Origin of the sequence: Streptomyces sp. NRRL S-118 (assembly GCF_000716335.1) — a bacterium.
Lineage (GTDB): Bacteria > Actinomycetota > Actinomycetes > Streptomycetales > Streptomycetaceae > Streptomyces.
This window is the reverse complement of record NZ_JOBL01000100.1, coordinates 59,308-84,857: the sequence shown is the minus strand read 5'-3', so window position 1 is coordinate 84,857 and position 25,550 is coordinate 59,308. Positions and strand designations below refer to the sequence as shown.

Here is a 25,550-nt window from a genome sequence, read left to right as displayed (position 1 = left end):
TTCGCTAGTCGAACGGATTGAGGGCGCTGCCCAGCTTCTTCGCGCCGCTGGAGATGCCTTCCCCGAGGTCCGATGCCTTGTCGCCGATCCAGTCGCCCGCCTTCTCGATCCCGTCGCCGATGGCCTCGTGGTTGTCCCAGATCAAGCAGCCGGCGTACACCACGCCCGTGCCGATCGTCAGACCGAGCGTCACCGGGCTGGGTGCCACGGTAAGCGCGGTCAGGGAGGCGTTGAAGGCCGTGCCGCTGAGGTCCGAGGCGAACTTGGCCGGGTCGGCCTTGATCATGTCCCCGTTGTAGGTGCTCAGGTTCGCCAGACCGTAGGCGGTTGCCGCGACACCACCCACCACACCGGCGCCACGAAGCCAGCCCGCGGTCTTCGCCGCTTCCGCGAGACCGCCGTTCTTGGCGACGGTGATCAGGCTCGCCTCAGCCGCTGTGGGGACGAAGGCGGAGCCGGCCCTCGCGTACGCGAGCTTGGCGGCCTCGTCCGAGCCGGTGAGGGCGCCCACCAGATTGGGTGGCATACGGCTCCAGAAGCTGCCCGGGGCGGCGGAGGCGATCCGCGCGTTGATGCGGCTCCCCACGAAGGTGCCGGCCGCGGTGATCGGCTTGTTCTCCTTCAGGTACTTGAACAGCTTCAGGCCGGCCGAGCCACTGTTGCTCACAGCCCTGGCGAAGGCGCCGGCCGTGACCGTGCCCTTCTGGACGGCTGCGAAGAGGTCCGCCAGCTCCTTGCTGCCGCTGATCTTCTCCACACCGGTGCGCTGCAGGCGCAGCAGGTAGTCCTCGAGGGTCTCGTTGTCGCGGATCTTCAGCGCGGCGAGCTGCGTACGGTCCTGCTTCTGCTTGTCGTCCGCCTGCGACACCTTGCCGGCATCGCCGTTGAAGCCGGTGCCGAGGGTTTCGTCGTTCTTGTTGCCGTAGCCGTCCTTGACGACGGCCTCCAGGTCCTTCTTCAGGTCCTTGTCGGCGTCGTCGACGGCCTTGACGCACGCCTTGATGTAGTCGGCCCAGGACTGCTCGCTCTCGCGGACGGTACGGGCGTGGTCCGGGTCGTGGCGGGCCGCGGTGCGCTCGGCCGGGGTGAGCTTGTCCCAGTCGTAGGCGACGTTGCCCTGCTCGGACACCTTCATGCCGGCCTTGACGGCGTCGGCGCGGGCGTTCTCCAGCTGCTTCTTCAGCTCGACGAACTGCTGGTGGGCGTTGCGCAGCAGGGTGGCGGTGGCCTTGGCCTGGGTCTGGGCGGCCTGGTACTCGTAGCGCGTCGCGGCGAAGTTGGTGTGCGCCACGGTGGCGCTCTGGCCCAGCCACTGCGGGCCGAGGGTGATCTTCTGGACGCTGTCCCGGTAGGCGAGCTCCACCTTGTGGATCTCGTCCGCCATCGACTGCCACTTGTCGGCAGCGGTGTTGAGAGGTCCGAAGTCGGTCGACATGATCTCGTGGTACGTCAGCATGGTGGTTCCCTACGGGCGACGGTGCATCGGCATCGGACGGGTCACGTACATGACGGCCGGTCAGTACGTGTTGATGTTCGACGGGATGCTGCCGATCTGCTGACCGCGGCCCACGTCGACGCCCGTCAGGGTGGTGACGGTGGCCCGCAGGGCGCCCTTCTCCCGGTCCAGGCGGCCGATCAGGGTCTTGACCTGCTTGTCCCACGTGTCCTGGACGGTCTTGAGGCCCGCTGCCGTCTCCCAGCCCTTGAGCGCTCCCATGGCGCCCGTCGTGGCCTCGTCCGCCCAGTCGGTGGCCTTCTTGGTGTCCGGCACCAGAGTGGTCTCGATGGTGTTGGCGGCCGCGCGCTTCTCGGAGGGGGTGGACGCCATCTTCCCGCCGGCACCCCCGCCGCCCCCGCCGCCCTGGTCGGCGGGCAGCTGGTTCAGCCGCATCGACGCCTCCCGCCGGTCAGCGGCCTCGGACCGCAGCTGCGCCCATTCCTCGTCGAATCCCATGTGCCGACCCCCGTGGCTGTTGATCAAAGATGTGTCGCATTGTATGTGCGGCGTGCCGGAGGCATCGGAACGGGTCGTGCCGGAAAGACCTGCGATGTGCCGGACAACACGACTGCCCCGCAGGCAGATTGGGGGCTGTGAGGATCCGGTGGAGAACGCGGGCGGATTACCGGTCCGTGCTCTCCGGGCGGCGGAAGGGCCTTTGGGACAGACCGCGGGCGACCTGCGCCGCGTTCACCCCGACGATCCCCAGCCAGGTCACCACCAGGCCCCCGAGGCCCGCATGGGACACGGCTATCGCGGACAGCGGCACCGCCAGGAGCAGCGATACGGCCGCGAACCCGAACCGCTCGCCGAAGCCGCCGGGCGCGCCGGCACCGCCCGCCCGGCCGTCGCGCGCCGCGGTGAGCTGCCGCTCGGCCAGCCCCCGGCGGACGTGCCGGTCGATGGTGCCGTCGAGGCGCTCCTCCACCTTCTCCAGGAAGGACTCGATCAGCGCCGACTCGTATTCCGTGCCCAGCTCGCGGCGGGCTTGGAGGGTGGCGTCCAGATCGCGCTTGAGTTCCGTGTCGCGGGTCTCCATGCCTGCCACGCTAGGCGGGTGCGGGCGCCGTGTCGGTGGGGCTAGCCCCCGCTTTCGCCCGGCCCCGGCTCTTGCATATGGTCTATTCAGTCACGGGGGTGACTGAATAGACCAGGCGAAGGACAGGGGGACCGGCATGAGCGACACCCCGGGCGCACGGCTCCAGGCGCTCTTCGAGGGACACCGGCTGACGCCGACGCAGCGGCGGATCGCCCACTGGATGGTGCGGCGCGCCGCCGACGTGCCGTTCCTGTCCAGCGTCGAACTGGCGGAGCTCGCCGGGGTCAGCCAGCCGTCCGTCACCCGATTCGCCGTCGCCCTCGGCTTCGACGGCTATCCGGCGCTGCGCAAGCACCTGCGCGAGGTGGCCCCGGCCGAGCCGGCCCCCAGCGGCTCCGGGTTCAACGAGTACCAGCAGGCCGTCCACGCCGAGATCGAGAACCTGCGCCACCTCGCCGAGCTGCTCGCCGACCCCGCCCCCGTCGAACGGGCCGGCCGGCTGCTGGCCTCCTCGCGGCCGCTGCCCGTCCTGGGCCTGCGCGCCGCCTCCTCGCAGGCGCGCGGCTTCGCGTACTTCGCGGGCAAGGTCCACCCGGACGTACGCCTGCTGGACGAGGGCGGCACGATGCTCACCGACCGGATCGACGGGGCGGTACGGGCCGGGGCGACGGTGCTCCTGTGCTTCGCCCTGCCCCGCCACCCCCGGGAGGTCGTCGAAGCCCTGGCGTACGCGAGGTCGGCCGGGCTGACGGTGGTGACGGTGGCCGAATCGGCGTTCGCGCCGGTCGCCAAGCACAGCGACGTCCTGCTGCCCGCCGCCGTCGGCACGGGCCTCGCCTTCGACACCGCCTGCGCGCCGATGCTGCTCGGCCGGGTGCTGCTGGAGGCGATGTGCGACGGGCTGCCGGACGCGCAGGCGCGGCTGGAGGAGTTCGACGCCGCGGCAGCCGCACGCGGGCTGTTCGTCGAGTAGTACGCCCGGCCCGGCCGTCTCTCAGGAGACTTTAAGAGTCGGGCGTTACGCTCCCGCCCCACACACGCAGGTCGAGCAGGGAGGCGGACGTGGGGCGCGGAGGGCAGGCGCTGGCAAGGGTGGCCGTGGTCGTACGGGCCGGAGCCGCACCGCTGTGGTGGCCGGGGCTGCTGGCCGCCGGGGTGGGCGCGCTGGTGCCAGGGCTGACCGGGCGGCGCATCGGACTGCTCGCCGGAGCGGCGCTCTTCCTGGTGACCGCCGCCGCCGTGGCGCTGGTCCGGTACGGGCGGTACACCCGGCTGGCCGACGGGGCCGTGCGGGCCGCCCGCGCCGACTTCCTCCAGGACCGGGCCGTGACCGTACGCACCTGGCGGCGGTCGCGCCGCTGGTGGCTGCTGCTCGCCTTCCTCGCCGCGCTCGGCTCGTCCTTCGTGCTCCCCGGCGCGGGCGGGCTGTGCCTGGCGGGGGCCGGTGCGGGGCTGTGGCTGAAGGCCGTCCGGCTGGGCCGCCGGGAGAGCGCGCGTGAGGTGCTGCTGTGGGTGCCCGTGGACCGGCTCGCCAAGGGGCCCGCGGGCCGGCCCGTCGAGGCGTACCGCATCACGGGCATCGCCGCGGGCGACGCCGCACCCGGCGGGGCGCGGCGCCGTCGCTGAACGTCGCGGCGTTCAGACCTCCAGCTCGGACTCGATCCGCCGGAGCTGGTGGCGGGCCATCGCCAGGTTGGCCCGGTCCTTGTCGAGGGCGAGGTACAGGAACAGGCCGGTGCCGCCGCGGCTCTTGAGCAGCCGGATGAGGTGGTACTGGCTGCCCAGCGTGATCAGGATGTCCTCGATCTCCTCCTTGAGCCCGAGCATCTCCATGGTGCGGACCTTGGCGCGCACCACGTCGGTGTTGCCCGCGGCGGCGACGTTCAGGTCGAGCTCCTTACCACCGCCGAGCGTGCCCAGGGCCATGCCGCTGGTGTAGTCGACGAGAGCGGCGCCCAGGGCACCGTCGATGCCGGTGGTGGCTTCCTTGAGGGCGGTTTCGATGTTGGCCATGGACCTCTCACGCTTCCTTCGGTTTGTGGGACGGGCGGGGTGGTACGGGGGTGGCGGTGGTCTCGCGGTCCCGGCGCTCCAGCGCGCCGTCGACCAGTTCGCCGATGCGGGCGCTGGAGCGCCGGGCCTCCAGATGGAGCCGGCCGACGTTGATGCGGGGCTCCGCCAGGAGGGTCAGGACGGCCGAGCCGCCCGCCGCGTACGTCGCGACGTAGCCCTGGTCGCCCCGGATCAGCAGCTCGCGGAAGCCGCCCTGGCCGGTCGTGTCGGTGAGCCGCAGGGCGACGCCGAGGGCGGCCGCGGTGAGCGCGGCGACACCTTCCGCCGCGCCCCTGTCGCCGGTGTCCTGGGCGAGGACCAGGCCGTCGGCGCTCGCCGCGAGGGCCCCGGTCAGCTGCGGGACGCGGGCCCGCAGGCGTCTGAGCTCGCCGAGCACCTCGCCGAGCGCTTCGGTTTCGGCCGCCGTCATGACCACCTGTCTCCTTCCGGCGCGCGGTCGAAGGGCGCGCCTCATGACTCGGTGTGGGGCGTCACAGCTGGGCCTCCAGGGCGTCGCGGAGTCTGCGGAGCAGGGCGATGTCCGGGTCGGGGGCGATGTCCGCGACCCAGGACGGGACGGGTGTGACCGGCGGGGCCGACGGGGCGGTCGGGACCTGCGCGGCGTACGGGATCCGCCCGGGTCGGCGGACGGGCAGCACCGGCGGTGGTCCGCCGGCGCCGGCCGGCCCGCCGGGGAGCGGGGGGAGGGGGTGCGGCACGGGCGCCCCGCTCGCTCCCGGCTGAGCCCCGGGGGCCCACGGGTCGGGGCTCCACGGGTCGGGGTTCCACTGGTCGGGCATCCGGGGGCGGGGCACCCGCCCGCCGAGGCCGGTGGGGATGGGGCCGGTGGGGCCGGGGCCCGTCGGATCGAGGTCCGTGGAGCCGGGGTCCGTGGGGTCTGATCCCGTGGAGCCGGGACCCGTGGAATCCAGGCCGCCCATGGGGTCGAGGTCCGTGGCGCCGGGGTGCGGGGCGCCGGGGTCCTCGTGCCCGGGCGCGGGGGGCTCGCCGGCCGGCGCATCGGCGGCCGGGGTGTCGAGCGGTGTCGCGACGAGGCCCGCCGCGGCCAGCCGCCGCACGTCCAGCAGCGTGTGGAAGGCGGGGCGGCCCAGCACCCGCGCCAGGTCGGACGGTGTGCGCGTCCCGTCCGCGTACCCGAGCAGTTCGCGCTGACGGGCGGTCACCGGCTGGCCGGGGGCGCCCGGGCGGGGCACCACCGGTGCGGTGTCGACGGCCGGATACGGCCAGACGCCGTCCAGCAGCTCCCGGCGGCGCAGGGTCTCCCGCTCGACCTCCGCCACGGACACCGGGCGCACCGTGCCGAACCAGTGCCCGACCCCGTACCGGAAGCGCGCCGGGCCGCTGCCGGGCGTCAGCGCGAAGAAGGCCGCGTCGAAGAGGGCGCCCAGGTGGCATATCTCCAGCTCGCCGTCGCCGAGCCGCCCGCTGTCGACCAGGAACCGCCCGACCTCGTGGCGGGCCCCGGCCCGGGCGACCGCCTCCTCCCAACTGCGCCGCGGCAGCCGGCCGCCCGCCGTGAGCAGGACGTCGACGCCCGGCGCGACGGGGCTCTCGGCGTGCACGACCCGGCCGTCGAGGAGGTAGAGCGTGCCGTGGTCGCGCAGCAGCGCGCCGGTGGCCCGCTCGGCGGCCAGCCGCAGCAGCATCGGTGAGACGACGGTCATCCCAGGACCAGCCGTTCCGCGAGGTCCCGCAGGCGTATGCGGGCCATGGCCAGGTTGCCGGTGGCCCGGTCGAGCCACAGGTGGAGGAAGACGCTGCTGTCGAACGTCGTCTCGACGAAGCGCAGGACGTGGTAGCCGGTGCGGGTGGTGACGATGACGTCCTCGACGGGCTGCCCCTTCGGCAGCTCGTCGGTCGCCGCGTCGGCCGGGGCGAACGACTCGTACTCGGCCGCCGCGCGGGCCAGTTCGGCCGTCTCCGCGGCGGTGGTCTCGTGGTCGCCCACCGGGGAGTCGCCGATCACGCCGAGGGCGAGCCCGCTGGTCCAGTCGACGAGGGCCGCGCCCCGTGCGCCCGGCACGGTCATGGCTTCGAGCAGGCACTCGTCGATTCCGGGCACGCGGGCTCCCCTCCCATTTCCCCGTTGTGTGGGTCACGGCTGTGACGGCGACGTTACTCAACGTTCGCCCGCCCAGGGAGAGTTCTGGCATTTGCGGCTGGAACATGCCCCCGAGGCGCTAGGGTTCGCCCCGACGCCTCGGTGCCTCCGTCGCGTCCGCGCGCGCCCCCGCCCGCGGGCGCCCGCCCGCGGGCCTCCGCGCCCGCGCCCGTGCGGCGTCGCGCCCGCGCCCCGCTCCTACGCCTCTCCGCGTACGCGCATCACCGTCTTGTTGAGCGCCCACAGCCCGATGCCGATCGCCAGCAGCACTCCCGCCCTGATGTACACGTCCGCCTCCCGGTCCGCCAGGGGGCTGGCCAGAATCAGCGACGTGAGCGCGCCGAGGACCGGCAGTGGCGTCGGCGTACGGAAGTGGGGGTGCTCGACGCGGTCGCGGCGCAGCACCAGGACGGCGACGTTGACCACGGCGAAGACGCACAGCAGCAGGAACGCGGTGGTGTCGCCGAGCCCCGCGATCTCGCCGGTCGACACCAGCCCGATCGCCAGCACCGTCACGAACAGGATCCCGGTCACGGGCGTGCGCCGCACCGGCAGGACGCGGCCCATGGCGCGTGGCAGGATCCGTTCGTTGGCCATGCCGTAGCAGAGGCGCGACGCCATCATGATGTTGATGAGCGCGGAGTTGGTGACGGCGAACAGCGCGATCAGCGCGAACGCCTTGGGCGGGAAGTCCAGCCCGCCCGCCTCGACCACCTCCAGCAGCGGTCCACTGGACTTCTCCAGCGTGCGGTGGTCGACGAGGAGCGAGGAGACCAGCGCGACGAGGACGTACACGGTCCCGGTCACGGCCACGCCGGTGAAGATCGCCCGGGGGAAGCTGCGGACCGGGTCGCGGGTCTCCTCGGCCATGTTGACCGAGTCCTCGAAGCCGACGAAGGCGAAGAAGCCCAGTGCGGTCGCCCCGAGCACGCTGGTGAGCAGGGCGTATCCGGCGCCGCTCGACTCGAACTCGCCGAGCCGCGACGGCTCGCCCTCGCCGGTCAGGACCGCCCACGCGCCGATGACGAGGATGATGACCAGGCCCGTCAGCTCCACGAGGGTCAGGACGACGTTCGTCTTCACCGACTCCGACACGCCCCGCAGGGCGAGCGCGGCGAGGGCGACGATGAACAGGATCGCGACCAGGGTGGGCGGCAGCGCGTCCGTGAACTCGGCCAGGTAGTCGCCGCTGAAGGCCCGCGCGGCGGCGCTCGCCGACGACAGCCCCGAGCACATCACCATGAAGGCGACGATGAAGGTCAGGAACGGCACCCGGAAGGCCTTCTGGGTGTAGAGGGCGGCACCGGCGGCCTTCGGGTACTTGCCGACCAGCTCGACGTACGACGCCGCCGTCAGGATCGCCACGACGAAGCCGATCACGAACGGCAGCCAGAGCGCCCCGCCGACCTTGCCCGCCACCTTGCCGGTGGTGGCGTAGATGCCGGTGCCCAGGATGTCGCCGATGACGAAGAGGAGCAGCAGCTTGGGCCCGATGGCCCGCTTGAGCGGGGGCTCCGGCGTGGCCCCGCGGGGCTCGCCCGGCCCCGTGGGGTCCCCGGGGCCGCCGGGGGTGGTCTCTTCTCTTGGCATGCGGGACTTCTGCCCTCCGGGGTGCGGCTGATTCCCGGTCAGCCGCGGAGTAGTACGTCCGGGTGTCCGCCACCTGCCTCGGCGACGATCTCGGCCACGGTCTGCGGTTCGCGCACGGTCGCGAAGCGCACCGACCCGTCCTCGCGGACGGTGAAGCCGTACACGCCGGGGCGGGTCAGGGAGTTGTACGCGTAGTGGTGCGCGAAGTAGTACGCGCCGGTGTCCAGCGCCGCGACCACGTCGCCCGGCTCCAGCAGGGGGAGGGGGCGCTTCACGGCGAGCAGGTCACCCGCGAAGCAGGCCGGCCCCGCCACGTCCTGGTCGACGGCCGGGCCGGTCCTCGGCTCGCCCGCGGCGTCGTACGCGGCGATCCGCAGCGGCCAGGAGGCCGGGTCGTAGACGGTGCGGGTGGCGACCTGGACGCCCGCGTGCGTGATGGCGATGGGGCGGGAGCCGGAGGTCTTGGTGTACTCCACGCGGGCGAGGACCGTGCCGTGCCGGGCCAGCAGCGACCGGCCGAACTCGGTGACCAGGCCGTAGCGCCCGTCGAACAGGCCCGGCACCTCGGCGGCCAGGAGCCGGGCGTACTCGGCAAAGGTGGGGGTGTCCTCGTCGGAGGCGAAGTTCACCGGGAGACCGCCGCCGATGTCGAGGGTGTCGACCTGGCGGCGCCCGGCGGCCGCGTTGATCTCCTCGGCCAGTTCGTACGCCTCCCGGACACCGGCGACGAGCAGGGACAGCGGCATGCCCTGGGAGCCGGAGTGGGTGTGCAGCCGGGTCAGCCAGGGCCGGTCGAGGAAGGCCCGCACGACCCGGGCGCGGGCGCCCTCGTCGCGCAGCGCGATGCCGAACTTGGACGTGGTGGTGGCGGTGGACAGGGCGTCGATGGTGCCGCCGCCGATCTGCGGGTTGACGCGCAGCCCGAGCGGGGAGCGGGCGGGCGTCTGCGCGACGAGCGTGTCGAGGCGGGCCAGCTCCTGCGGGTTGTCGGCGTTCACGGCGATCCCGAGGGCCAGCGCCTCGCGCAGCTCGGCGGGTGTCTTGGCGGGGGAGTCGAGGACGATCCGCGCCGGGTCGACGCCGGCGGCGCGGGCCAGGGCCAGCTCGCCGGGGCTGGCCACCTCGGCGCCGAGCCCCTCCTCGTGCAGCAGGCGCAGCACGGGGACGAGGGGGCATGCCTTGACGGCGAAGGCGTGCAGGACCGGCGCGTCGGTGACGCCGGCGAAGGCCGCGCGCAGAGCGGCGGCGGAGGCGCGGACGCCGGCGAGGTCGAGGAGGGCGGCCACGGGTGCGGCCGGGGTGAGGAGGGCTTGGTCGACGGCTGCTCGTACGGCCTGATCGCGGCGGTGGGGAGCCATGCCCCCCAGCCAATCACCCGGTGTCCGCCACCGCAGCCGTTGACTACATCTATTCATCGCGACAAGATGTGAATAGCTCGATCTGCAATCGGCATGCGCACGGCATCCGCACCCCCACCGAGGAGGCATCCCCATGTCAGGACCCCGACCCGTACGGGCCCCGCGCGGCACGGAACTGAACACCCTGGGATGGCAGCAGGAAGCCGCGCTGCGGATGCTGCAGAACAACCTCGACCCCGAGGTCGCCGAGCACCCCGACAAGCTCGTCGTCTACGGCGGCACCGGCAAGGCCGCCCGCGACTGGCGCTCCTTCGATGCGATGGTCCGCACACTGGGCACGCTGAAGCAGGACGAGACGATGCTCGTCCAGTCCGGCCGCCCGGTCGGCGTCATGCAGACCCACGAGTGGGCGCCGCGCGTGCTCATCGCCAACTCCAACCTGGTCGGCGACTGGGCGAACTGGGAGGAGTTCCGGCGCCTGGAGCAGCTCGGCCTGACCATGTACGGACAGATGACCGCCGGCTCGTGGATCTACATCGGCACCCAGGGCATCCTCCAGGGCACGTACGAGACGTTCGCCGCCGTCGCCGCGAAGAAGTTCGGCGGCACGCTCGCCGGCACCATCACCCTGACGGCCGGCCTCGGCGGCATGGGCGGCGCCCAGCCGCTCGCCGTCACCATGAACGACGGCGTCGCGATCTGCATCGACTGCGACCCGCGCGCCATCGAACGCCGTATCGAGCACCGCTACCTGGACGTCAGGGCCGACTCCCTCGACCACGCGCTGGCCCTCGCCACCGAGGCGCGCGACGCCCGCCGCCCGCTCTCCATCGGCGTCCTCGGCAATGCCGCCGAGCTCGTCCCGCAGCTGCTGGCGATGGGCGCGCCGATCGACATCGTCACCGACCAGACCTCCGCCCACGACCCGCTCGCCTACCTGCCGGCCGGCGTCGACTTCGACGACATGGCGTCCTACGCGGCCGAGAAGCCCGCCGACTTCACGCAGCGGGCGCGGGAGTCGATGGCCCGGCACGTCGAGGCCATGGTCGGCTTCATGGACGCGGGCGCCGAGGTCTTCGACTACGGCAACTCCATCCGCGGCGAGGCGCAGCTGGCCGGGTACGACCGGGCGTTCGCCTTCCCCGGTTTCGTCCCCGCCTACATCCGCCCGCTCTTCTGCGAGGGCAAGGGCCCCTTCCGCTGGGCCGCCCTGTCCGGCGACCCCAAGGACATCGCCGCCACCGACCGCGCGATCCTCGACCTCTTCCCCGAGAACGAGTCCCTCGCCCGGTGGATCAAGATGGCCGGCGAACGCGTCCACTTCCAGGGCCTGCCCGCCCGCATCTGCTGGCTCGGCTACGGCGAGCGCGACCGCGCGGGCGAGCGCTTCAACGACATGGTGGCGAGCGGCGAGCTGTCCGCACCGGTCGTCATCGGCCGTGACCACCTCGACTGCGGCTCCGTCGCCTCCCCCTACCGCGAGACCGAGGCCATGCTCGACGGCTCCGACGCCATCGCCGACTGGCCGCTGCTCAACGCCATGGTCAACGTCGCCTCCGGTGCCTCCTGGGTCTCCCTCCACCACGGCGGCGGCGTCGGCATGGGCCGCTCGATCCACGCGGGCCAGGTCACGGTCGCCGACGGCACGCCGCTGGCCGGCGAGAAGATCCGCCGCGTCCTCACCAACGACCCGGGCATGGGCGTCATCCGCCACGTCGACGCGGGGTACGACCGCGCCGACGAGGTCGCCGCCGAGCGCGGCGTCCGCGTCCCCATGCGTGAGGGTGACGACGCGTGACGTTCCACGCCATGTGGGCCGACCTCGCGCCCATCGGCCGTGACACCGGTAGCGGCGGCTACCGCCGCTACGCCTGGACCGGCGCCGACGCCGACTGCCGCGCCTGGTTCCGGGACCAGGCGGAGTCCCGCGGCCTCACGTACGAGACCGACCGCAACGGCAACCAGTGGGCCTGGCTCGGCGACCCCCTCGGCGAGGGCGCCGTGGTCACCGGCTCGCACCTGGACTCCGTCCCCGACGGCGGCGCCTTCGACGGCCCGCTCGGTGTCGTCTCCGCCTTCGCGGCCCTCGACGAACTCCGCGCCCGGGGAGCGGAGTTCCGCCAGCCGCTCGCCATCACCAACTTCGGTGACGAGGAAGGCGCCCGCTTCGGCCTCGCCTGCGTCGGCTCCCGGCTCACGGCCGGGCAGCTGACGAAGGAGGCGGCGCACCGGCTGCGCGACGGCGACGGCGTGACGCTGCCGCAGGCCATGGAGGCGGCCGGGTTCGACCCCGACGCCATCGGGCCGGACCCGGAGCGGCTCGCCCGTATCGGCGCGTTCGTCGAACTCCACGTCGAGCAGGGCCGCGCCCTCGACCTGACCGGGGACGCCGTCGGCATCGCCTCCGCGATCTGGCCGCACGGCCGCTGGCGGTACGACTTCCACGGCGAGGCCAACCACGCCGGCACCACCCGGCTGGCCGACCGGCGCGACCCGATGCTCACGTACGCCGAGACCGTCCTCGCCGCCCGCCGGGAGGCCGAGCTGGCGGGCGCGGTGGCCACCTTCGGCAAGATCTCCGTCGAGCCGAACGGCGTCAACGCCATCCCGTCGCTCGTGCGCGGCTGGCTGGACTCGCGCGCCACCGACCAGGCGACGCTCGACACCGTGACCGAGGCGATCGAGGCCGCCGCCCGCGCGGCCGCCGAGCGCCAGGGCATCGACCTCGCCGTCGTCCGCGAGTCCTTCACGCCGGTCGTCGAGTTCGAGCACGCGCTGCGCGACGAGCTGGGCAAGATCCTCGGCGGGCAGGTGCCGGTCCTCGGCACCGGTGCCGGGCACGACGCGGGCATCCTGTCCGCGGCCGTCCCCACCGCCATGCTGTTCGTGCGCAACCCCACGGGCGTCTCCCACTCGCCGGCCGAGTACGCCGCCGAGGACGACTGCGTCGCCGGCGTGCACGCCCTCGCCGACGTACTGGAGGGCCTGGCATGCGGGTGACCACGTACTGGCTGGAGCACGCCTGGCTCGGCAGCCACGTCGAGCCGGGCGTCGCCCTGGAGGTGTCCGACGGCCGCATCACCGCCGTCCGCACCGGCACCGGCGCCCCGCCACCCGGCGCGGCCGTCCTGCGGGGCCTCACCGTCCCGGGCCTGGCGAACGCCCACAGCCACGCCTTCCACCGGGCCCTGCGCGGCACGGTCCAGGTCGGCAGCGGCACCTTCTGGACGTGGCGCGAGGTCATGTACCAGGTCGCGTCCCGGCTGACGCCCGACACGTACCACGCCCTCGCCCGCGCCGTGTACGCCGAGATGGCCCTGGCCGGCATCACGGCCGTCGGCGAGTTCCACTACCTCCACCACGCGCCCGGCGGCACTCCGTACGCCGACCCCAACGCCATGGGCGAGGCGCTCATCGCGGCCGCCGGCGAGGCGGGCATCCGCATCACGCTGCTCGACACGGCGTACCTGTCGGCCGGGTTCGGCCAGCCGCCGAACCGGCACCAGACGCGGTTCTCCGACGGCACGGCCGAGGCGTGGGCGGAACGCGCCTCGCTGCTGAAGGAGCGGGACGGCGTCCGCATCGGCGCCGCCGTGCACTCGGTGCGCGCGGTCCCGGCGGCGCAGCTGTCCACCGTCGCCGAATGGGCCGCCGCCCGCCGCGCCCCGCTGCACGTCCACCTCTCCGAGCAGACGGCGGAGAACGAGGCGTGCCTCGCGGCACACGGCTGCACCCCCACGCGCCTGCTCGCCGACCACGGCGTGCTCGGCGCGCACACCACCGGCGTCCACAACACGCACCTCACCGACGAGGACATCGCCCTGCTCGGCGGCTCCGGCACCGGGACCTGCATGTGCCCGACGACCGAGCGGGACCTCGCCGACGGCATCGGCCCGGCCGCCGACCTCCAGCGGGCCGGCTCCCCGCTGTCGCTGGGCAGCGACAGCCACGCCGTCATCGACCTGCTGGAAGAGGCGCGGGCCATGGAGCTCGACGAACGGCTGCGCACCCGCACCCGCGGCCACTGGACCGCCGCGGCGCTGCTGCGCGCCGCCACCGCCGACGGCCACGCGGCCCTCGGATGGGCCGGCGCGGGCCGCCTGGAGGCGGGCGCGCTCGCCGACTTCACGACGATCGCGCTCGACTCGGTCAGGACAGCGGGACCGGTACCTCGTCTGGCCGCCGAGACAGCGGTATTCGCCGCGTCGGCAGCGGACGTGCGCCATACGGTCGTGGGTGGTCGCCACGTCGTGCGGGACGGAGCCCACACGGGGATCCCGGACGTCCCGCGAGCTCTGACGGACGCGATCGCCGCACTGCACGACCGGAACGGCTGAACCGGTCGAAACGGCCGTACCGGCCGGGACGACCGGTACGGCCCCCACGGCTGAAGGAGACACCCCTCATCATGAGCAGCGGTCCCGAGACCACGAACATCCCCCCGGCGACGCCGGCCCCCGCCACGACGAACAGCGCCGTCGCGGCGACGGCCACCGCCATCACCAACATCGCCAGCCTGGTCACCAACGACCCCTCCCTCGGTGACGGATCCCCCCTCGGCCTGATCCAGGACGCGGCCGTCGTCATCGACGGCGACCGCATCGCCTGGGTCGGTGAAACCAGCAAAGCACCCGCCACTGACAACCGGGTCGACGCCGGCGGCCGGGCCGTGATCCCCGGCTTCGTCGACTCCCACTCCCACCTCGTCTTCGCGGGCGACCGCACCGCCGAGTTCAACGCCCGCATGTCCGGGCAGCCGTACGCCGCCGGCGGCATCCGCACCACCGTCGCCGCCACCCGCGCCGCGACCGACGAGGAGCTCGAGGCCAACGTCACCCGCTACCTGCGCGAGGCCCTCCACCAGGGCACGACCACCTTCGAGACCAAGTCCGGATACGGCCTCACCGTCGAGGACGAGGCCCGCGCCCTGCGCCTCGCCGCCCGCCACACCGACGAGGTCACCTACCTCGGCGCGCACATCGTCCCCCCCGACCACGCCGACGACCCGGCCGGCTACGTCGACCTCGTCACCGGCCCGATGCTGGACGCCTGCGCCCCGCACGCCCGCTGGATCGACGTGTTCTGCGAGAAGGGCGCCTTCGACGGCGACCAGGCCCGGGCGATCCTCACCGCCGGCAAGGCCCGCGGCCTGCACCCGCGCATCCACGCCAACCAGCTCTCGTACGGCCCCGGCGTCCAGCTCGCCGTCGAGCTCGACGCGGCCTCCGCCGACCACTGCACCCACCTCACGCAGCAGGACGTCGACGCGCTCGCGAGCGGCAGCACGGTCGCCACCCTGCTCCCCGGCGCCGAGTTCTCCACCCGCGCCGAGTGGCCGGACGCCCGCCGCCTCCTCGACGCGGGCGTGACCGTGGCCCTCTCGACGGACTGCAACCCGGGCTCGTCGTTCACCTCCTCGATGCCGTTCTGCATCGCGCTGGCCGTACGGGACATGCGCATGACCCCCGACGAGGCGCTGTGGTCCGCCACGGCCGGCGGCGCCGCGGCCCTGCGGCGCACCGACGTCGGCCGCCTCACCCCCGGCTCCCGCGCCGACCTCACCCTCCTGGACGCCCCCTCACACGTGCACCTGGCCTACCGCCCGGGCGTTCCGCTGGTGAAGGCCGTCTGGCGCCGGGGCGAGCGCGCGCTCTGACCCGGCCGCGCCACACGACGTCCCGGCGTCGCGTTTCCCCCCGCTCACCCCGTCCCTCCGGGCACTTTCTCCCCACCCGTCACACTCCTTCACGGATCGGTCACAAGATGGGCGAATGCCCCTGTCCCGGAGGGAAGCGGGCCGGTAGCGTCTCGTACCGGCAAGGCTCAGGGGGAGACCGGGGGACCGGGGGCCGGGGGGTCGGAGTTGAGCGCTGCACGGAAACAGGCTGTCCGCATCCATGTCATGAGGCCGGAAGAGCTCCGCACCGGGGACCTCGAAGCGTGGCGTGAACTGCGCGCCAAGTCCGGCGCGCCCGCCCATCCCTTCATGGAACCGGAGTTCACCCTCGCGGTCGGCCGGGCGCGGCCCGCCGCGGCCCGGGTCGGTGTGCTGACCGAGGACGGCGAGCCGGTCGGCTTCTTCCCCCACGAGAGGAGCGCCCTCGGGCACGGGCGGGCCATCGGGCTCGGCGTCTCCGACAGCCAGGGCGGGGTGTTCCGGGCCGGGCTGCGGGTGGGCGCACGGGAGGTGCTGCGCGGCTGCGGGCTGGCCGCCTGGGAGTTCGACAACCTCGAAGCCGGGCAGGGCGTCTTCGTCCCGCACGCCGCCGAGGAGTTCCCCTCGCCCGTCATCGACGTCGGCGAGGGCTGGGCCGCGTACGAGCACGCACTGCGCGAGCGGTCGCCCAAGTTCCTGCGGACCACCCGCGCCAAGGAGCGGCGCCTCGCCCGGCAGGCCGGGGAGCTCCGCTTCGTGTTCGACGACCACGACCCGGCCGCCCTGCGCACCCTCATGGCCTGGAAGTCCGCCCAGTACCGCCGCACCGGCCGCCGCGACCGGTTCGCCCAGGCGTGGATCAGCGCGCTGGTCCGCGACCTGCACACCACCCGCGCGCCCGGCTGCTCCGGTGTCCTGTCCGTGCTGTACGCCGGCGGGCGGCCCGCCGCCGCACACTTCGGGCTGCGCTCCCGCACCGTCCTGTCCTGCTGGTTCCCCGCGTACGACCCGGCCTTCGCCAAGTACTCACCGGGCCTGGTCCTCCACCTGCGCATGGCCGAGGCGGCGGCCGCGGCCGGCATCGGGATGCTCGACCTCGGGCGCGGCGGCGCCGAGTACAAGGAGGCCCTGAAGACCGGCGACCTGCGCGTGTACGAGGGCTCCTGCGTGCGCCCCGGCGTGCGCGCGGGCCTGCACTGGATCGGCCGCGCACCCGTGCGGCGTGCCCACAGCTTCGTCCGCAGCCGCCCCCGGCTGGCGGGGCTCGCGCAGCAGACCCTCAACCAGGTCGGCCGCCTGCGCCACGGCCGCTGAAGGAGGCCCCCTCATGCCCATCGCCGTCGCCGACCTCGACCTCGCACTCGACGGGACGGTCCTGTCGTTCCGCTGCGACGACGTCCCCCACGGCCGCGTCCACGCCCTCGTACGGCTCCGGGGGCGGCCCGTCGGCACCGTCCTCGCCCACCTCCCGCCGGGCACCGGCGACCCCGCGCGGGCCCTCGCCGCCGTCGCCCGCGAGCGGCTGGCCGGGAGGGTGCCCCGGCCCGTGGCGTACGGCCCCCCGCCGCGGACGTCCGTCGTCGTCGCCACCCGCGAGCGCGCCGGCGTGCTCCCCCGGGCACTGGACTCGCTCCTCGCACAGGACCACCCCGACTACGAGGTCGTCGTCGTCGACAACGCCCCCCGCACCGCGGCCACCCGCGAGCTGATCGAGGCGGAGTACCCCGGCGTCCGGTACGTGCGCGAGGACGTGCCCGGGCTCGCCGCCGCCCACAACCGGGGCGTCGCCGCCGCCGGCGGCGAGGTCCTCGCCTTCACCGACGACGACGTGGTCGCGGACCCGCACTGGCTCACCGCCCTCACGGCGCCGTTCGCCGCCGACCCGCGCGTCGGCTGCGTCACCGGTCTGATCCTGCCCGCCCGGCTGCGCACCCCGGCGCAGATCCTGCTCGAGAGCCACGGCGGCTTCGCCAAGGGCTTCACCCCGCGCACCTGGGACCCGCGCCGCCCGCCCGCCGGCGAGCCGCTCTTCCCGTTCACCGCCGGCAGCTTCGGCTCGGGCGCCAACATGGCCTTCCGCGCCACCGCCCTGCGCGCCGCGGGCGGCTTCGACCCGGCCACCGGCACCGGGACGCCCGCCCGGGGCGGCGACGACCTGTACGCCTTCGTCCGCGTGCTCACCGCCGGGCACCGGCTGCACTACACGCCCGACGCCCTCGTCTGGCACCACCACCGCGAGACCTGGCAGGACCTGCGCGGCCAGGCGTACGGGTACGGCGCCGGCCTCACCGCGTACCTCACCGCCCTGGTCGTCCGCCGCCCGGCCCTGCTGCCCGCCCTCCTCGCCCGCCTCCCGCGCGGACTGGCCCACGCGCGGGCGATGACCGCCGCACGCGGCGCCGCCGGAGCCGGCGCACCGGGCGAACACGGCGCCCAGGGCCACCCCTGGCCCCGCAGCCTGTCCCGGCTGGAGCGGCTCGGCATGCTCTACGGACCGATCGGCTACGCCCGCGCCCGCGCCCGGCTGCGCGCCCGCCCCGGGCCGGGCGGTCCGGCCCCGCTGCGTGCCACCGGCGTCGCACCGGGCACCGAGGGCGGTGGGACCCGATGAGAACACCCGTACCGGTGCTCCTCTACCACGCGGTGACGGACGACCCGCCGCCCTGGATCGCCGAATTCACCGTCACGCCCCGCGACTTCGCGGCACAGCTCGACGCGATCGTCGCCGGCGGCCGCACCGCCGTGCCGCTTTCGGTGCTCGCCGGCCACCTGGCCGGCCGGGGCGGGCTCCCGCCCCGGCCCGTCGTGCTCACTTTCGACGACGGCTTCGCCGACCTGCCCGGCCCGACCGCCGAGGCGCTCGCCTCCCGCGGCCTGCCCGCCACCGCGTACCTGACGACCGGGGCCCTCACACCCGGCCGGGACTGCCTGCTGCCGCCCGCGCCGATGATGGCGCTCGCCCAGGCACCCCTGCTGGAGCAGTACGGCATGGAGATCGGCGCGCACACCGTCACCCACCCCCAGCTGGACACCCTGGCGCCGCGCGCGCTCCGCCGCGAACTGCGCGACGCCAAGGCCACGCTGGAGGACGTGCTGGGGCACCGGGTGGCGCACCTGGCCTATCCGCACGGCTACAACAGCCGCGCCGTGCGCCGGGCCGCGGCCGACGCCGGGTACGCGTCGGCCGTCGCCGTACGGCACGCCCTCAGCTCGGAGACGGACGAGCCGTACCGCATCGCGCGGCTCATCGTGCGCAGATCCCACACCGTCGCCGACGTCGAGCGGTGGATGGCGGGGCGCGGCGCGCGGACCGCGCCCTACCCCGATTCGCCGGCGACGGCCGGCTGGCGGATGTACCGGCGGGCCAGGGCCCTGGTCCGCGGACCCGAATTCGCCGGCTGATCCACGAGCCGGACCACCGGCCGGACCACCGGCGTCACCACGAGCTGATCCACGACAGACGATTTCGTACGAGAGCCGCCCGGACCCGGAGAACGTTCCCGTCCTTCGCTGAAGCGGCCACATGCGTGGGGGGAGTGGCACAGTGCAGCAGCAGCACCGCGTGCCCGCGCCGGCCGCCGCCCGGCCGGCCGGTGACGGGGCGGACGTCAAAGCGGGCGCGCCGCCGCCCGCGAGAAGCGGCGGACGGCCGCTGCAGACCCTCTTCAGCTGGCTGCCCCTGCTCGTCGCGGCGGCCCTGTGGCTGTACGCGCTGCCGCGCACCGGCTTCCGCGACATCGGCGACCACGGGCTGCTCGACCGCTTCCCCGCGGCGTACTACGCCGCGCTCGCCGTCCTGACGGCCGGGTTCGTCGTCACCCTGCGGCGCGCCGGGACGGCGCCCCGGTGGCCCGCGGCGTACTGCGTGGCCCTGCTGGTGGCGCTCAAGGCGCCGCCGGCCGTGCTGTACGACGGGGTGCGGTACGCCTGGGCCGCCAAGCACGACGCCGTGATCACCCGGCTGCTCGCCGAGGGCACGGTCCACCCGTACACCGAACTGTCGGGCGGCATGGCGGCGTACGACCAGTGGCCCGGCTTCTTCTCCCTCAACGCGGCCCTGGTGCGCGCCGTCGGCGTGGAGGCGGCCGCCTCCTACATCAACTGGGCGCCCGTCGCCCTCGGGGTGCTCACGCTGCCCGTGCTGACGCTGCTCTACCGCACCTTCACCGACGACTGGCGGCTGGTGTGGACGGGCGTGTGGGTCTTCCAGCTGGCCAACTGGGTCGGCCAGGACTACCTCTCGCCGCAGGGCTTCTCGTACCTGCTGCACCTCACCGTCCTCGTCGTCGTCGTACGGCACTTCGTGCGGCCGGGGTCCGCCGGGCCGCTGCGCGACCGGGCATGGCTGGACCCGGCGGCAGCGGCCGTGCCGCCGCCCACGGGCACCCGGCAGCGCGCGGTCTGCGTCCTGGTCCTCGCCCCGCTGATCGCCGCCGTCAACGCCTCGCACCAGCTCACCCCGGTGATGCTGTGCGCCACGCTGTTCACCCTGTGCCTCACCCGCCGCTACCGCAACATCGGGCTGCTCGTCGTCGCCGGGCTGCTCATGCTGGCCTGGGACCTGACCATGGGGCGCGTGCTGTTCCTGGAGACCCTGGGCACCCTGCGCGACTCGGCCGGCGACCTCCTCGGAAACTCCCGCGCCGGGTACGCCGGCGAGCCCACGGGCCCCGGCCCGGAACTGGTCGGCACGGCCAACATCGCCGTGGTGCTCCTCCTCGCCGCGCTCGCCGGCACGGCCGTGCTGCTGCGCCGCCGGCTGGCGCGCAGCGCGCTGCCGCTGCTGCTGGCCGCCGCGGCGCCCGTGCCGATGTTCGCCGTCAACGACTACGGCGGCGAAATGCTCTTCCGCGTCTACCTGTTCGGCCTGCCCGGCACGGCCTTCTTCGCCGCCGCCGCGCTGGTGCCGGCCGCCGGGGCGGCCGGCCGTGGCGCCCGGACCGCCCGGCGGGTCACGGCGGTCGCCCTGCCCGTCGCGCTGACGCTGCTGCTGGCCGGGTTCCTGCCCTCGTACTACGGCAAGGAGGGCATGCACTACGCACCGCCCGCCGAGACCGCGCTCGTGACCCGCGCCTACGACCGGGCTCCGGCGGGCTCGCTGATCCTGGCCACCACGGGGTCGTTCCCCGGCGCCTACACCCGCTACGACCGCTACGAGCGCTGGTTCTTCACCGAGCAGGAGATCCCGGAGAACCTCGCCATGCTCCGTGACCCCGCGGGCTACCTGGCGCGCGGCATCCCCGAGGGCCGCCGGGCGTACGTCATCCTCACGCCGACCCAGGAGGAGGCGGTCACCGGGGAGGGCTACCTGCCGCCCGGCGGCTTCGACACCCTCGTGGCCGGCCTCAAGGCTTCGCCGCTGTTCCGCGTGGTGGAGGAGAGCAGGCACGGACTCGTACTCGTCCACGTGCCCCGGTGACAGGGAGGTCGCCATGCCGAGGAACCGCACCTGGTACAGAGCCGCCCTGGCGGCTTTTGGATGGCTCGCCCTGGCGGCCACCGCCCTGCCGGGCGGCTCACCCCTGCGCTGGATCCCGGTCCTCGCCTTCGTCGCCTTCGGGCCCGGCCTCGCCCTGCTGCACCCGCAGCCGCGCGGGCTGCGGCCCGGGGCGCGGCTGGAGGCGCTGGCGCTGGCGGCGCCGGTGAGCCTGTCGCTGGCCACGCTGACCGCGACCACGCTGTTCCTGCTGGAGGGGTTCTCGGCGACCGCGTTCCTGGTCCCGCTGGCCGCCTTCGCGACGGTGGTGGCCGCCCTGCCCGGAGTGCCGCTCCCCGCGGCCACCCGCGGCGCCGCCGGACGCGCCGGACCCGACGGACCGGACCGATGAGCGGGCGGCACACCGGCGGCCGCCGCCCCCGCCCGGTCACCGCGCTGGTGCTCGCCGTCGTCGGGGCGCTGCTCCTCGGCCTCGGTGTATGGACCGCCACCCGGCCGGGCGGTGCCTCCGGCGACGCACCGCGGGGTCCGTGCGCGCCGACCGCGCTGCTGGAACCCCCGTGCGGGGCCTGGTGGGGCGCCTACGTGCCGTACGCGGCCAACGGCTCCCTCACGGACGCCGTCCACGGGTTCGAGCGCAGGATCGGCCGGAAGCTCGACCTCGTCTACAACTACCACGACATGTCCGGCACGGAGCTCGACGGACAGCTCCTCACCCCCGACGAGCGGGAACTCGGTCGCGAGCGGCTGCTGATGCTCGCCTGGGAGTCCACCGTCTGGACCGAGCCCCACCACGCGAACTGGACCGAGCGGCAGCTCGGTTGGAGGAACATCGCCTCCGGCGCGTACGACGAGGACGTCATCGATCCGCAGGCCCGCCGCATCAAGGCGTACGGCAAACGCGTCTTCCTCTCCTTCGACCAGGAGACCGACTTCCGCATCAAGGAGGGCGCGGGCACGCCCGAGGAGTTCGTCGCCGCCTGGCGCCACCTGCACGACCGCTTCGCCCGGCTCGGCGTGGACAACGTGGTGTGGGTGTGGACGGTCTCCGGCTACCTGGGCCACGCCCGGCAGATGAAGGCGCTGTACCCGGGCGACGCGTACGTCGACTGGATCGGCATGGACCAGTACAACTACTACCTCTGCCACAGGTCGACCACCTGGCTGGACTTCGACCGCAGCCAGCGGCCCTCCTACGACTGGCTGCGCGCCCACATCTCCGGCGACAAGCCGCTCATGCTCGCCGAGTTCGCCACCGCGCCCGACCCGGCGCGCCCGCAGCGCCAGCGCGACTGGTACGCCGACATCCCGCGGGTCGCGCCGACGCTGCCGAAGGCCAAGGCGCTGGTCCACTGGAACCGGCCGGTCCCCGGCGAGGGCTGCGACCTGACCGTCGACGACGGGCCGGGCCTCGAGGGCTACCGGATCGCCGGGCAGGACGACTACTTCCGGCAGCCGCTCCCGCCCCGGTAGCGGCGGACGACGAGCGCCGCCGCGGCCGCCGCGCACCACCCCAGGAACACCGGCACCGCAGCGGCCGCGAACGCGTCCTGCGCCGCCCACCCCGCCACCGCCAGCACCCACACCGCGCCCGCCACCTCCCGCCCGCCGGCGCCCGCCGCCCGCAGCGCCACCGCCGCCAGGCCCAGGCACAGCACCTGGAGCACCGACGGCGCCACGGCGAGCACCCCCTGCGGCCCCGACAGCCCCGCCACCCCGGCGAGCAGCCGCGCCGGCGCCCCGGACCACGGCCCGCCCGCCGCCTCCGGCCGCAGGCCCAGCAGCAGCGGCGCCGAATGCAGGGCGGCGACCGTCACCAGCAGGACCGCACCGGTCAGCGCGGGCCGCGGCCGCCGCAGCGAGAGCGCCGCGCAGTGCACGACGACCAGGAGGATGCCCGCGGTCAGCGTCACCGGGGGCAGCGCGGCCACCAGTTCGGCCCCGGACACGGTGCCCGACAGCCGCTCCCGCCCCGACTGCCGGACGCCGCCGAGCGGTCCCCAGAACAGCCCGGCGGCCAGCGCCAGCAGCAGCCACAGCCAGCGGACCGGCCACCGCTCGTCGTCCACCGCGGCCGGCGCCCGCGCCCGTACGTACACCGGCAGCCCGACCGCGGGCGTCGCCGTGTCGTGTCCGACCCGCGGATACGCCGGCCGGTGCGCCCACTCCGTGCCGTGGCTCCCCTCCCGGCGGGCCGCCCGCTCCGCCGCCTCCCGGGCCCAGCGCGTGCCGTACTCCGGCCCGCGGTCCCGCCGCCACCGCGGCGGGCGGGGCGCACGGCCGGCCAGCGCCCCGCGCAGCCCCGGCACCGAGACCAGCGCCATGACCGTCATGGACGCGAGCATCGCGATCCCGGCCCCCGCGATCCCCGCCGTCACCGTCAGCACCGCCGCGCTGCCCAGCACCAGCGCGCACATCGCGCCCTGCACGACGGCGAGCATGCCGGTGCGCCCCTGGACCCGCAGCACACCGATCCAGAGCTCGACCGCGACGCGCGGCAGCGCGGCGGCTGCCAGCAACCGCAGCACCAGCGTGCCGTGTTCGGCGTACGCGGCCCCGAACGGCAGGAGGATCCACGGCGCGAAGAGGACCAGCACCAGCACCACCGGCACCAGCAGCAACGCCATCCGGCGCAGCGCGCCCCGCACCCCGCCGGCGAGGGACTCCGGGCTGTGCGAGGCGTGCGCGGTCAGCGACGAGGCCATGTTGATGGCCATGAACTCCATCGTCCCGCCGACCGTGTACGCGGTGTAGAAGAAGCCGTTGTGCGCGGCGTCGAAGCGCACGGCGACCATCACCGGCAGCAGGTTGATCATCGCCAGGCTGAACAGGGCGCCCACCGAGTCCCCGGCGAGGAACCGCCCCATCTCCCGCAGGGTCGGCGGCTCCCGGTCCCGGTCGGCGGCCGCTTGCCGGGGGATGAGCCGGCGGAACACCAGCCAGCCGAGCGGCAGTACGGACAGGGCGATGGCGACGGCCCACGAGACGAAGATGCCGAGCACCGGCAGCGCGGTGGCGCACACCACCAGCAGGAGCAGCTTGGCCGTCGAGAAGACGGCGTTGCCGACCGGCACCCACACCGCCTTGCGCAGCCCGGTCAGCACCCCGTCCTGGAGCGTGAGCAGGGCCCAGGCCACGCACGCCGCGGTGAAGAACAGCCCGGCGGGCAGCCCGCGCAGGGGCGCGTAGGACGGTCCCCACAGGTCCAGCGTGGCCAGGAACGCCGCGCTGGCCGCCGCCACCACCAGGGAGCTGACGGCGTACGCGCGCCACACCAGCGGCCCGGTCGCGCGTCCGGCCCGCGGCACGTAGCGCACCACCGCGCCGATCATCGTGGTGGCGGTGACGGAGGCGAGCAGCCGCATCGCGGCGATGGCGGCGGAGCCCTGCCCGACGGCCTCCTCGGTGTAGTAGCGGGCGGCGACCAGCCAGAACCCCAGGCCGAGCGCCGCGGAGACCCCGGTCGACAGCATCAGCGCGTAGGCGTTGCGGAACATCGAGTCGCCGCTGGACGGCGCTCCGCTCCCGGCGTCCTCCGCCGGCGCGGTGCCGTGCCGGACGGAGGTGTCAGCCACCGTGGCGGCCCGCGGGCCGTGCGCCCGACGCGCGCAGGACGCCGAGCACCGCGCCGGCCCGCAGCGGGTCGGCGGGCAGCGCGTGCCGGGCGAACCAGCGGGCGGCGCCCGGGGCGGGCGAGGGGTCGCAGAAGGCGGCACCCGCGTAGTCGTCCAGGGGCGGGTCGTAGAGGTAGCCGGTGGTCAGCCGGGCCCGGGCCAGGGCGGCGATGGCCGCGTCCCGGTCGGCGACCAGCAGCGGTACGCGGAACAGCGGCTGGAGCGCGGCCGGCGGGGTGCCCCAGGGAGACGCGAGGAGCTGCTCCGTACCGGCGCGGTGGGCCGCCAGGGTCGCGTCCAGCCGCCCGAGGAGCCGCTCGGTGCGCCGCAGCCGGGCGGGTCCGGGGGTGAGGCGGTACGTGTGCAGGTCGACCCGTACCCACGGGTGGAAGGGGACGAGAGCGGGGGCGGCGGCCACCGCCCGTTCCAGCGCGGCCGGCCGCAGCGGCATCCGGATCCCCTCGCGCTCCTGCCGGCCCAGTGCCCGCAGCGTGGCCCGGGCGGCCCTCACCAGCCGCAGCCCCCGCACCGCCGCCTCGGCGTACGGCCGTACCGCGTAGGCGAGTTCGGCTCCGGGGCCGGCGGGGTGGAGCAACGCGTCGCGCGCCAGGGCGAGTTCGTCGCGGAGGCCGGCGTCGCGGACGGCGAGGAACCCGCCGGTCCCGGCGCCGGTGTGCTTGGAGAGGCTGAAGACGGACGCGTCGCCGTACGTGCCGACGGGCCGGCCGCCGACCACGCTGCCGATCGCGTGCGCCGCGTCCTCCAGCAGCGGGATGCCACGCGCGCGGCAGGCGGCGGCCAGCTCCGGCGCCGGGTCGGGGTTGCCGTACAGATTGGTGGTGAGCACGGCGCACAGGCCGCGCCACACGTCCTCGGGGACGGCGGCGGCGTCGAGGGAGGCGTCGTGCGGCTTCAGCGGCGCCTGGACGGGGCGCAGCCCGGCGGCGAGGACGACGAAGAGGATGACGTCGTCGTTGACCGGGGACATGAGCACCCGGCCGCCCGGCGGGCAGAAGTGACGCAGCGCCAGGTACAGCCCGAGCCGGCACGACGGCACGTACAGGCACTCTCTGCCGAGCCGTGCGCGCATGCGTTCTTCCAGAGCCGCGTACCGCATGTGATACCCCCCTGAGCCCCGGGACAATGTCGCCCCATGGGGACGATCCCGTCAAGGCGGCGGAAGG

Annotated in this window: 22 protein-coding genes and 1 pseudogene; 12 read left to right on the top strand and 11 right to left on the bottom strand. The window is 74.6% G+C overall.

Translation table 11 applies throughout. The features are described from left to right. Positions 1-4 precede the first annotated feature (4 nt). The 3 genes from IH00_RS0100900 to IH00_RS0100890 form a co-directional block, all read right to left on the bottom strand. A complete protein-coding gene (locus IH00_RS0100900) occupies positions 5-1,456 on the bottom strand; it encodes a hypothetical protein (protein WP_031068430.1) in 1,452 nt (483 codons plus the stop codon). Between the two features lie 60 nt (positions 1,457-1,516). Continuing rightward, positions 1,517-1,954 carry a hypothetical protein gene (locus IH00_RS0100895; RefSeq protein WP_031068428.1) on the bottom strand — a complete coding sequence of 146 codons (438 nt, stop codon included), beginning with the start codon at positions 1,952-1,954 and terminating at the stop codon, positions 1,517-1,519. Positions 1,955-2,120: 166 nt separating this feature from the next. After that, entirely contained in the window at positions 2,121-2,537 is a 417-nt protein-coding gene (locus IH00_RS0100890; RefSeq protein WP_031068425.1) for a hypothetical protein, read from the bottom strand. A gap of 136 nt (positions 2,538-2,673) precedes the next feature. Between IH00_RS0100890 and IH00_RS0100885 the strand changes: the two genes are divergently transcribed. Continuing rightward, the gene (locus tag IH00_RS0100885) at positions 2,674-3,510 is read left to right on the top strand and encodes a MurR/RpiR family transcriptional regulator (RefSeq protein WP_031068424.1); all 837 of its coding nucleotides are present in this window, start codon (positions 2,674-2,676) and stop codon (positions 3,508-3,510) included. Positions 3,511-3,599: 89 nt separating this feature from the next. After that, a complete protein-coding gene (locus tag IH00_RS0100880; protein WP_031068422.1) occupies positions 3,600-4,163 on the top strand; it encodes a hypothetical protein in 564 nt (187 codons plus the stop codon). Positions 4,164-4,175: 12 nt separating this feature from the next. On the opposite strand, the gene IH00_RS0100875 is transcribed toward IH00_RS0100880, so the two are convergent. From IH00_RS0100875 to IH00_RS0100850, 6 genes and pseudogenes are all read right to left on the bottom strand, one after another. After that, positions 4,176-4,550, bottom strand: a complete 375-nt coding sequence (locus IH00_RS0100875) for a hypothetical protein (RefSeq protein ID WP_031068420.1) — start codon at positions 4,548-4,550, stop codon at positions 4,176-4,178. A gap of 7 nt (positions 4,551-4,557) precedes the next feature. Next, positions 4,558-5,019 (bottom strand): roadblock/LC7 domain-containing protein, encoded by a 462-nt coding sequence (locus IH00_RS0100870; RefSeq protein WP_420710844.1) that lies wholly within the window; start codon positions 5,017-5,019, stop codon positions 4,558-4,560. 571 nt (positions 5,020-5,590) lie between these two features. After that, positions 5,591-6,256 (bottom strand): annotated as a pseudogene (locus tag IH00_RS0100865) (transcriptional regulator); the annotation flags it as partial. A gap of 14 nt (positions 6,257-6,270) precedes the next feature. Next, positions 6,271-6,672, bottom strand: a complete 402-nt coding sequence (locus IH00_RS0100860; RefSeq protein WP_031068414.1) for a roadblock/LC7 domain-containing protein — start codon at positions 6,670-6,672, stop codon at positions 6,271-6,273. 237 nt (positions 6,673-6,909) lie between these two features. Then, entirely contained in the window at positions 6,910-8,301 is a 1,392-nt protein-coding gene (locus IH00_RS0100855) for an APC family permease (RefSeq protein WP_031068413.1), read from the bottom strand. A 38-nt stretch (positions 8,302-8,339) separates the two neighbouring features. Next, positions 8,340-9,659: a type III PLP-dependent enzyme domain-containing protein gene (locus IH00_RS0100850; protein ID WP_031068411.1), complete on the bottom strand. Its 1,320-nt coding sequence runs from the start codon at positions 9,657-9,659 to the stop codon at positions 8,340-8,342. A gap of 133 nt (positions 9,660-9,792) precedes the next feature. On the opposite strand from IH00_RS0100850, the gene hutU reads away from it, so the two are divergent. From hutU to IH00_RS0100800, 10 genes are all read left to right on the top strand, one after another. Further along, complete coding sequence (gene hutU / locus IH00_RS0100845; RefSeq protein WP_031068408.1) at positions 9,793-11,457, top strand: urocanate hydratase; 1,665 nt, start codon at positions 9,793-9,795, stop codon at positions 11,455-11,457. A gap of 11 nt (positions 11,458-11,468) precedes the next feature. After that, the gene (locus IH00_RS0100840) at positions 11,469-12,659 is read left to right on the top strand and encodes an allantoate amidohydrolase (RefSeq protein ID WP_199819669.1); all 1,191 of its coding nucleotides are present in this window, start codon (positions 11,469-11,471) and stop codon (positions 12,657-12,659) included. Beyond that, positions 12,650-13,996, top strand: a complete 1,347-nt coding sequence (locus IH00_RS0100835; protein WP_031068404.1) for a formimidoylglutamate deiminase — start codon at positions 12,650-12,652, stop codon at positions 13,994-13,996. The genes IH00_RS0100840 and IH00_RS0100835 overlap by 10 nt, the downstream gene beginning before the upstream one ends. Positions 13,997-14,067: 71 nt before the next feature. Further along, complete coding sequence (hutI, locus tag IH00_RS0100830; RefSeq protein ID WP_031068401.1) at positions 14,068-15,315, top strand: imidazolonepropionase; 1,248 nt, start codon at positions 14,068-14,070, stop codon at positions 15,313-15,315. A 246-nt stretch (positions 15,316-15,561) separates the two neighbouring features. After that, positions 15,562-16,629, top strand: a complete 1,068-nt coding sequence (locus IH00_RS0100825; RefSeq protein WP_031068399.1) for a GNAT family N-acetyltransferase — start codon at positions 15,562-15,564, stop codon at positions 16,627-16,629. Between the two features lie 13 nt (positions 16,630-16,642). After that, a complete protein-coding gene (locus tag IH00_RS0100820) occupies positions 16,643-17,926 on the top strand; it encodes a glycosyltransferase (protein ID WP_107064377.1) in 1,284 nt (427 codons plus the stop codon). Next, complete coding sequence (locus IH00_RS0100815) at positions 17,923-18,717, top strand: polysaccharide deacetylase family protein (protein WP_199819668.1); 795 nt, start codon at positions 17,923-17,925, stop codon at positions 18,715-18,717. The genes IH00_RS0100820 and IH00_RS0100815 overlap by 4 nt, the downstream gene beginning before the upstream one ends. 142 nt (positions 18,718-18,859) lie before the next feature. Continuing rightward, the gene (locus IH00_RS0100810; RefSeq protein ID WP_078887481.1) at positions 18,860-20,734 is read left to right on the top strand and encodes a hypothetical protein; all 1,875 of its coding nucleotides are present in this window, start codon (positions 18,860-18,862) and stop codon (positions 20,732-20,734) included. A gap of 13 nt (positions 20,735-20,747) precedes the next feature. After that, positions 20,748-21,143 (top strand): hypothetical protein, encoded by a 396-nt coding sequence (locus IH00_RS0100805; protein WP_052411101.1) that lies wholly within the window; start codon positions 20,748-20,750, stop codon positions 21,141-21,143. Further along, on the top strand, positions 21,140-22,225 hold the full coding sequence (locus IH00_RS0100800; RefSeq protein WP_031068389.1) for a glycoside hydrolase family 26 protein: 1,086 nt from the start codon (positions 21,140-21,142) through the stop codon (positions 22,223-22,225). Before IH00_RS0100805 ends, IH00_RS0100800 begins: the two co-directional genes overlap by 4 nt. Here IH00_RS0100800 and IH00_RS0100795 read toward each other — a convergent pair. Together IH00_RS0100795 and IH00_RS0100790 are read right to left on the bottom strand one after the other, a co-directional pair. After that, positions 22,195-24,327, bottom strand: a complete 2,133-nt coding sequence (locus tag IH00_RS0100795; protein ID WP_039945939.1) for a lipopolysaccharide biosynthesis protein — start codon at positions 24,325-24,327, stop codon at positions 22,195-22,197. The two genes, IH00_RS0100800 and IH00_RS0100795, sit on opposite strands and share 31 nt — an antisense overlap. Beyond that, positions 24,320-25,456: a DegT/DnrJ/EryC1/StrS family aminotransferase gene (locus IH00_RS0100790; RefSeq protein WP_031068385.1), complete on the bottom strand. Its 1,137-nt coding sequence runs from the start codon at positions 25,454-25,456 to the stop codon at positions 24,320-24,322. Before IH00_RS0100790 ends, IH00_RS0100795 begins: the two co-directional genes overlap by 8 nt. Between the last annotated feature and the right edge of the window lie 94 nt (positions 25,457-25,550).

What these genes read in the sequence shown, in the direction of transcription:
- IH00_RS0100790 (WP_031068385.1), bottom strand. Translation starts at nt 25,456, where the DNA reads ATGCGCGCACGGCTCGGCAGAGAGTGCCTGTACGTGCCGTCGTGCCGG.
- IH00_RS0100870 (WP_420710844.1), bottom strand. Translation starts at nt 5,019, where the DNA reads ATGACGGCGGCCGAAACCGAAGCGCTCGGCGAGGTGCTCGGCGAGCTC.
- IH00_RS0100820 (WP_107064377.1), top strand. Translation starts at nt 16,643, where the DNA reads ATGCCCATCGCCGTCGCCGACCTCGACCTCGCACTCGACGGGACGGTC.
- IH00_RS0100840 (WP_199819669.1), top strand. Translation starts at nt 11,469, where the DNA reads ATGTGGGCCGACCTCGCGCCCATCGGCCGTGACACCGGTAGCGGCGGC.
- IH00_RS0100835 (WP_031068404.1), top strand. Translation starts at nt 12,650, where the DNA reads ATGCGGGTGACCACGTACTGGCTGGAGCACGCCTGGCTCGGCAGCCAC.
- IH00_RS0100825 (WP_031068399.1), top strand. Translation starts at nt 15,562, where the DNA reads ATGAGGCCGGAAGAGCTCCGCACCGGGGACCTCGAAGCGTGGCGTGAA.
- IH00_RS0100900 (WP_031068430.1), bottom strand. Translation starts at nt 1,456, where the DNA reads ATGCTGACGTACCACGAGATCATGTCGACCGACTTCGGACCTCTCAAC.
- IH00_RS0100850 (WP_031068411.1), bottom strand. Translation starts at nt 9,659, where the DNA reads ATGGCTCCCCACCGCCGCGATCAGGCCGTACGAGCAGCCGTCGACCAA.
- IH00_RS0100890 (WP_031068425.1), bottom strand. Translation starts at nt 2,537, where the DNA reads ATGGAGACCCGCGACACGGAACTCAAGCGCGATCTGGACGCCACCCTC.
- hutI (WP_031068401.1), top strand. Translation starts at nt 14,068, where the DNA reads ATGAGCAGCGGTCCCGAGACCACGAACATCCCCCCGGCGACGCCGGCC.
- IH00_RS0100885 (WP_031068424.1), top strand. Translation starts at nt 2,674, where the DNA reads ATGAGCGACACCCCGGGCGCACGGCTCCAGGCGCTCTTCGAGGGACAC.
- IH00_RS0100805 (WP_052411101.1), top strand. Translation starts at nt 20,748, where the DNA reads ATGCCGAGGAACCGCACCTGGTACAGAGCCGCCCTGGCGGCTTTTGGA.
- IH00_RS0100875 (WP_031068420.1), bottom strand. Translation starts at nt 4,550, where the DNA reads ATGGCCAACATCGAAACCGCCCTCAAGGAAGCCACCACCGGCATCGAC.
- IH00_RS0100855 (WP_031068413.1), bottom strand. Translation starts at nt 8,301, where the DNA reads ATGCCAAGAGAAGAGACCACCCCCGGCGGCCCCGGGGACCCCACGGGG.
- hutU (WP_031068408.1), top strand. Translation starts at nt 9,793, where the DNA reads ATGTCAGGACCCCGACCCGTACGGGCCCCGCGCGGCACGGAACTGAAC.
- IH00_RS0100800 (WP_031068389.1), top strand. Translation starts at nt 21,140, where the DNA reads ATGAGCGGGCGGCACACCGGCGGCCGCCGCCCCCGCCCGGTCACCGCG.
- IH00_RS0100815 (WP_199819668.1), top strand. Translation starts at nt 17,923, where the DNA reads ATGAGAACACCCGTACCGGTGCTCCTCTACCACGCGGTGACGGACGAC.
- IH00_RS0100895 (WP_031068428.1), bottom strand. Translation starts at nt 1,954, where the DNA reads ATGGGATTCGACGAGGAATGGGCGCAGCTGCGGTCCGAGGCCGCTGAC.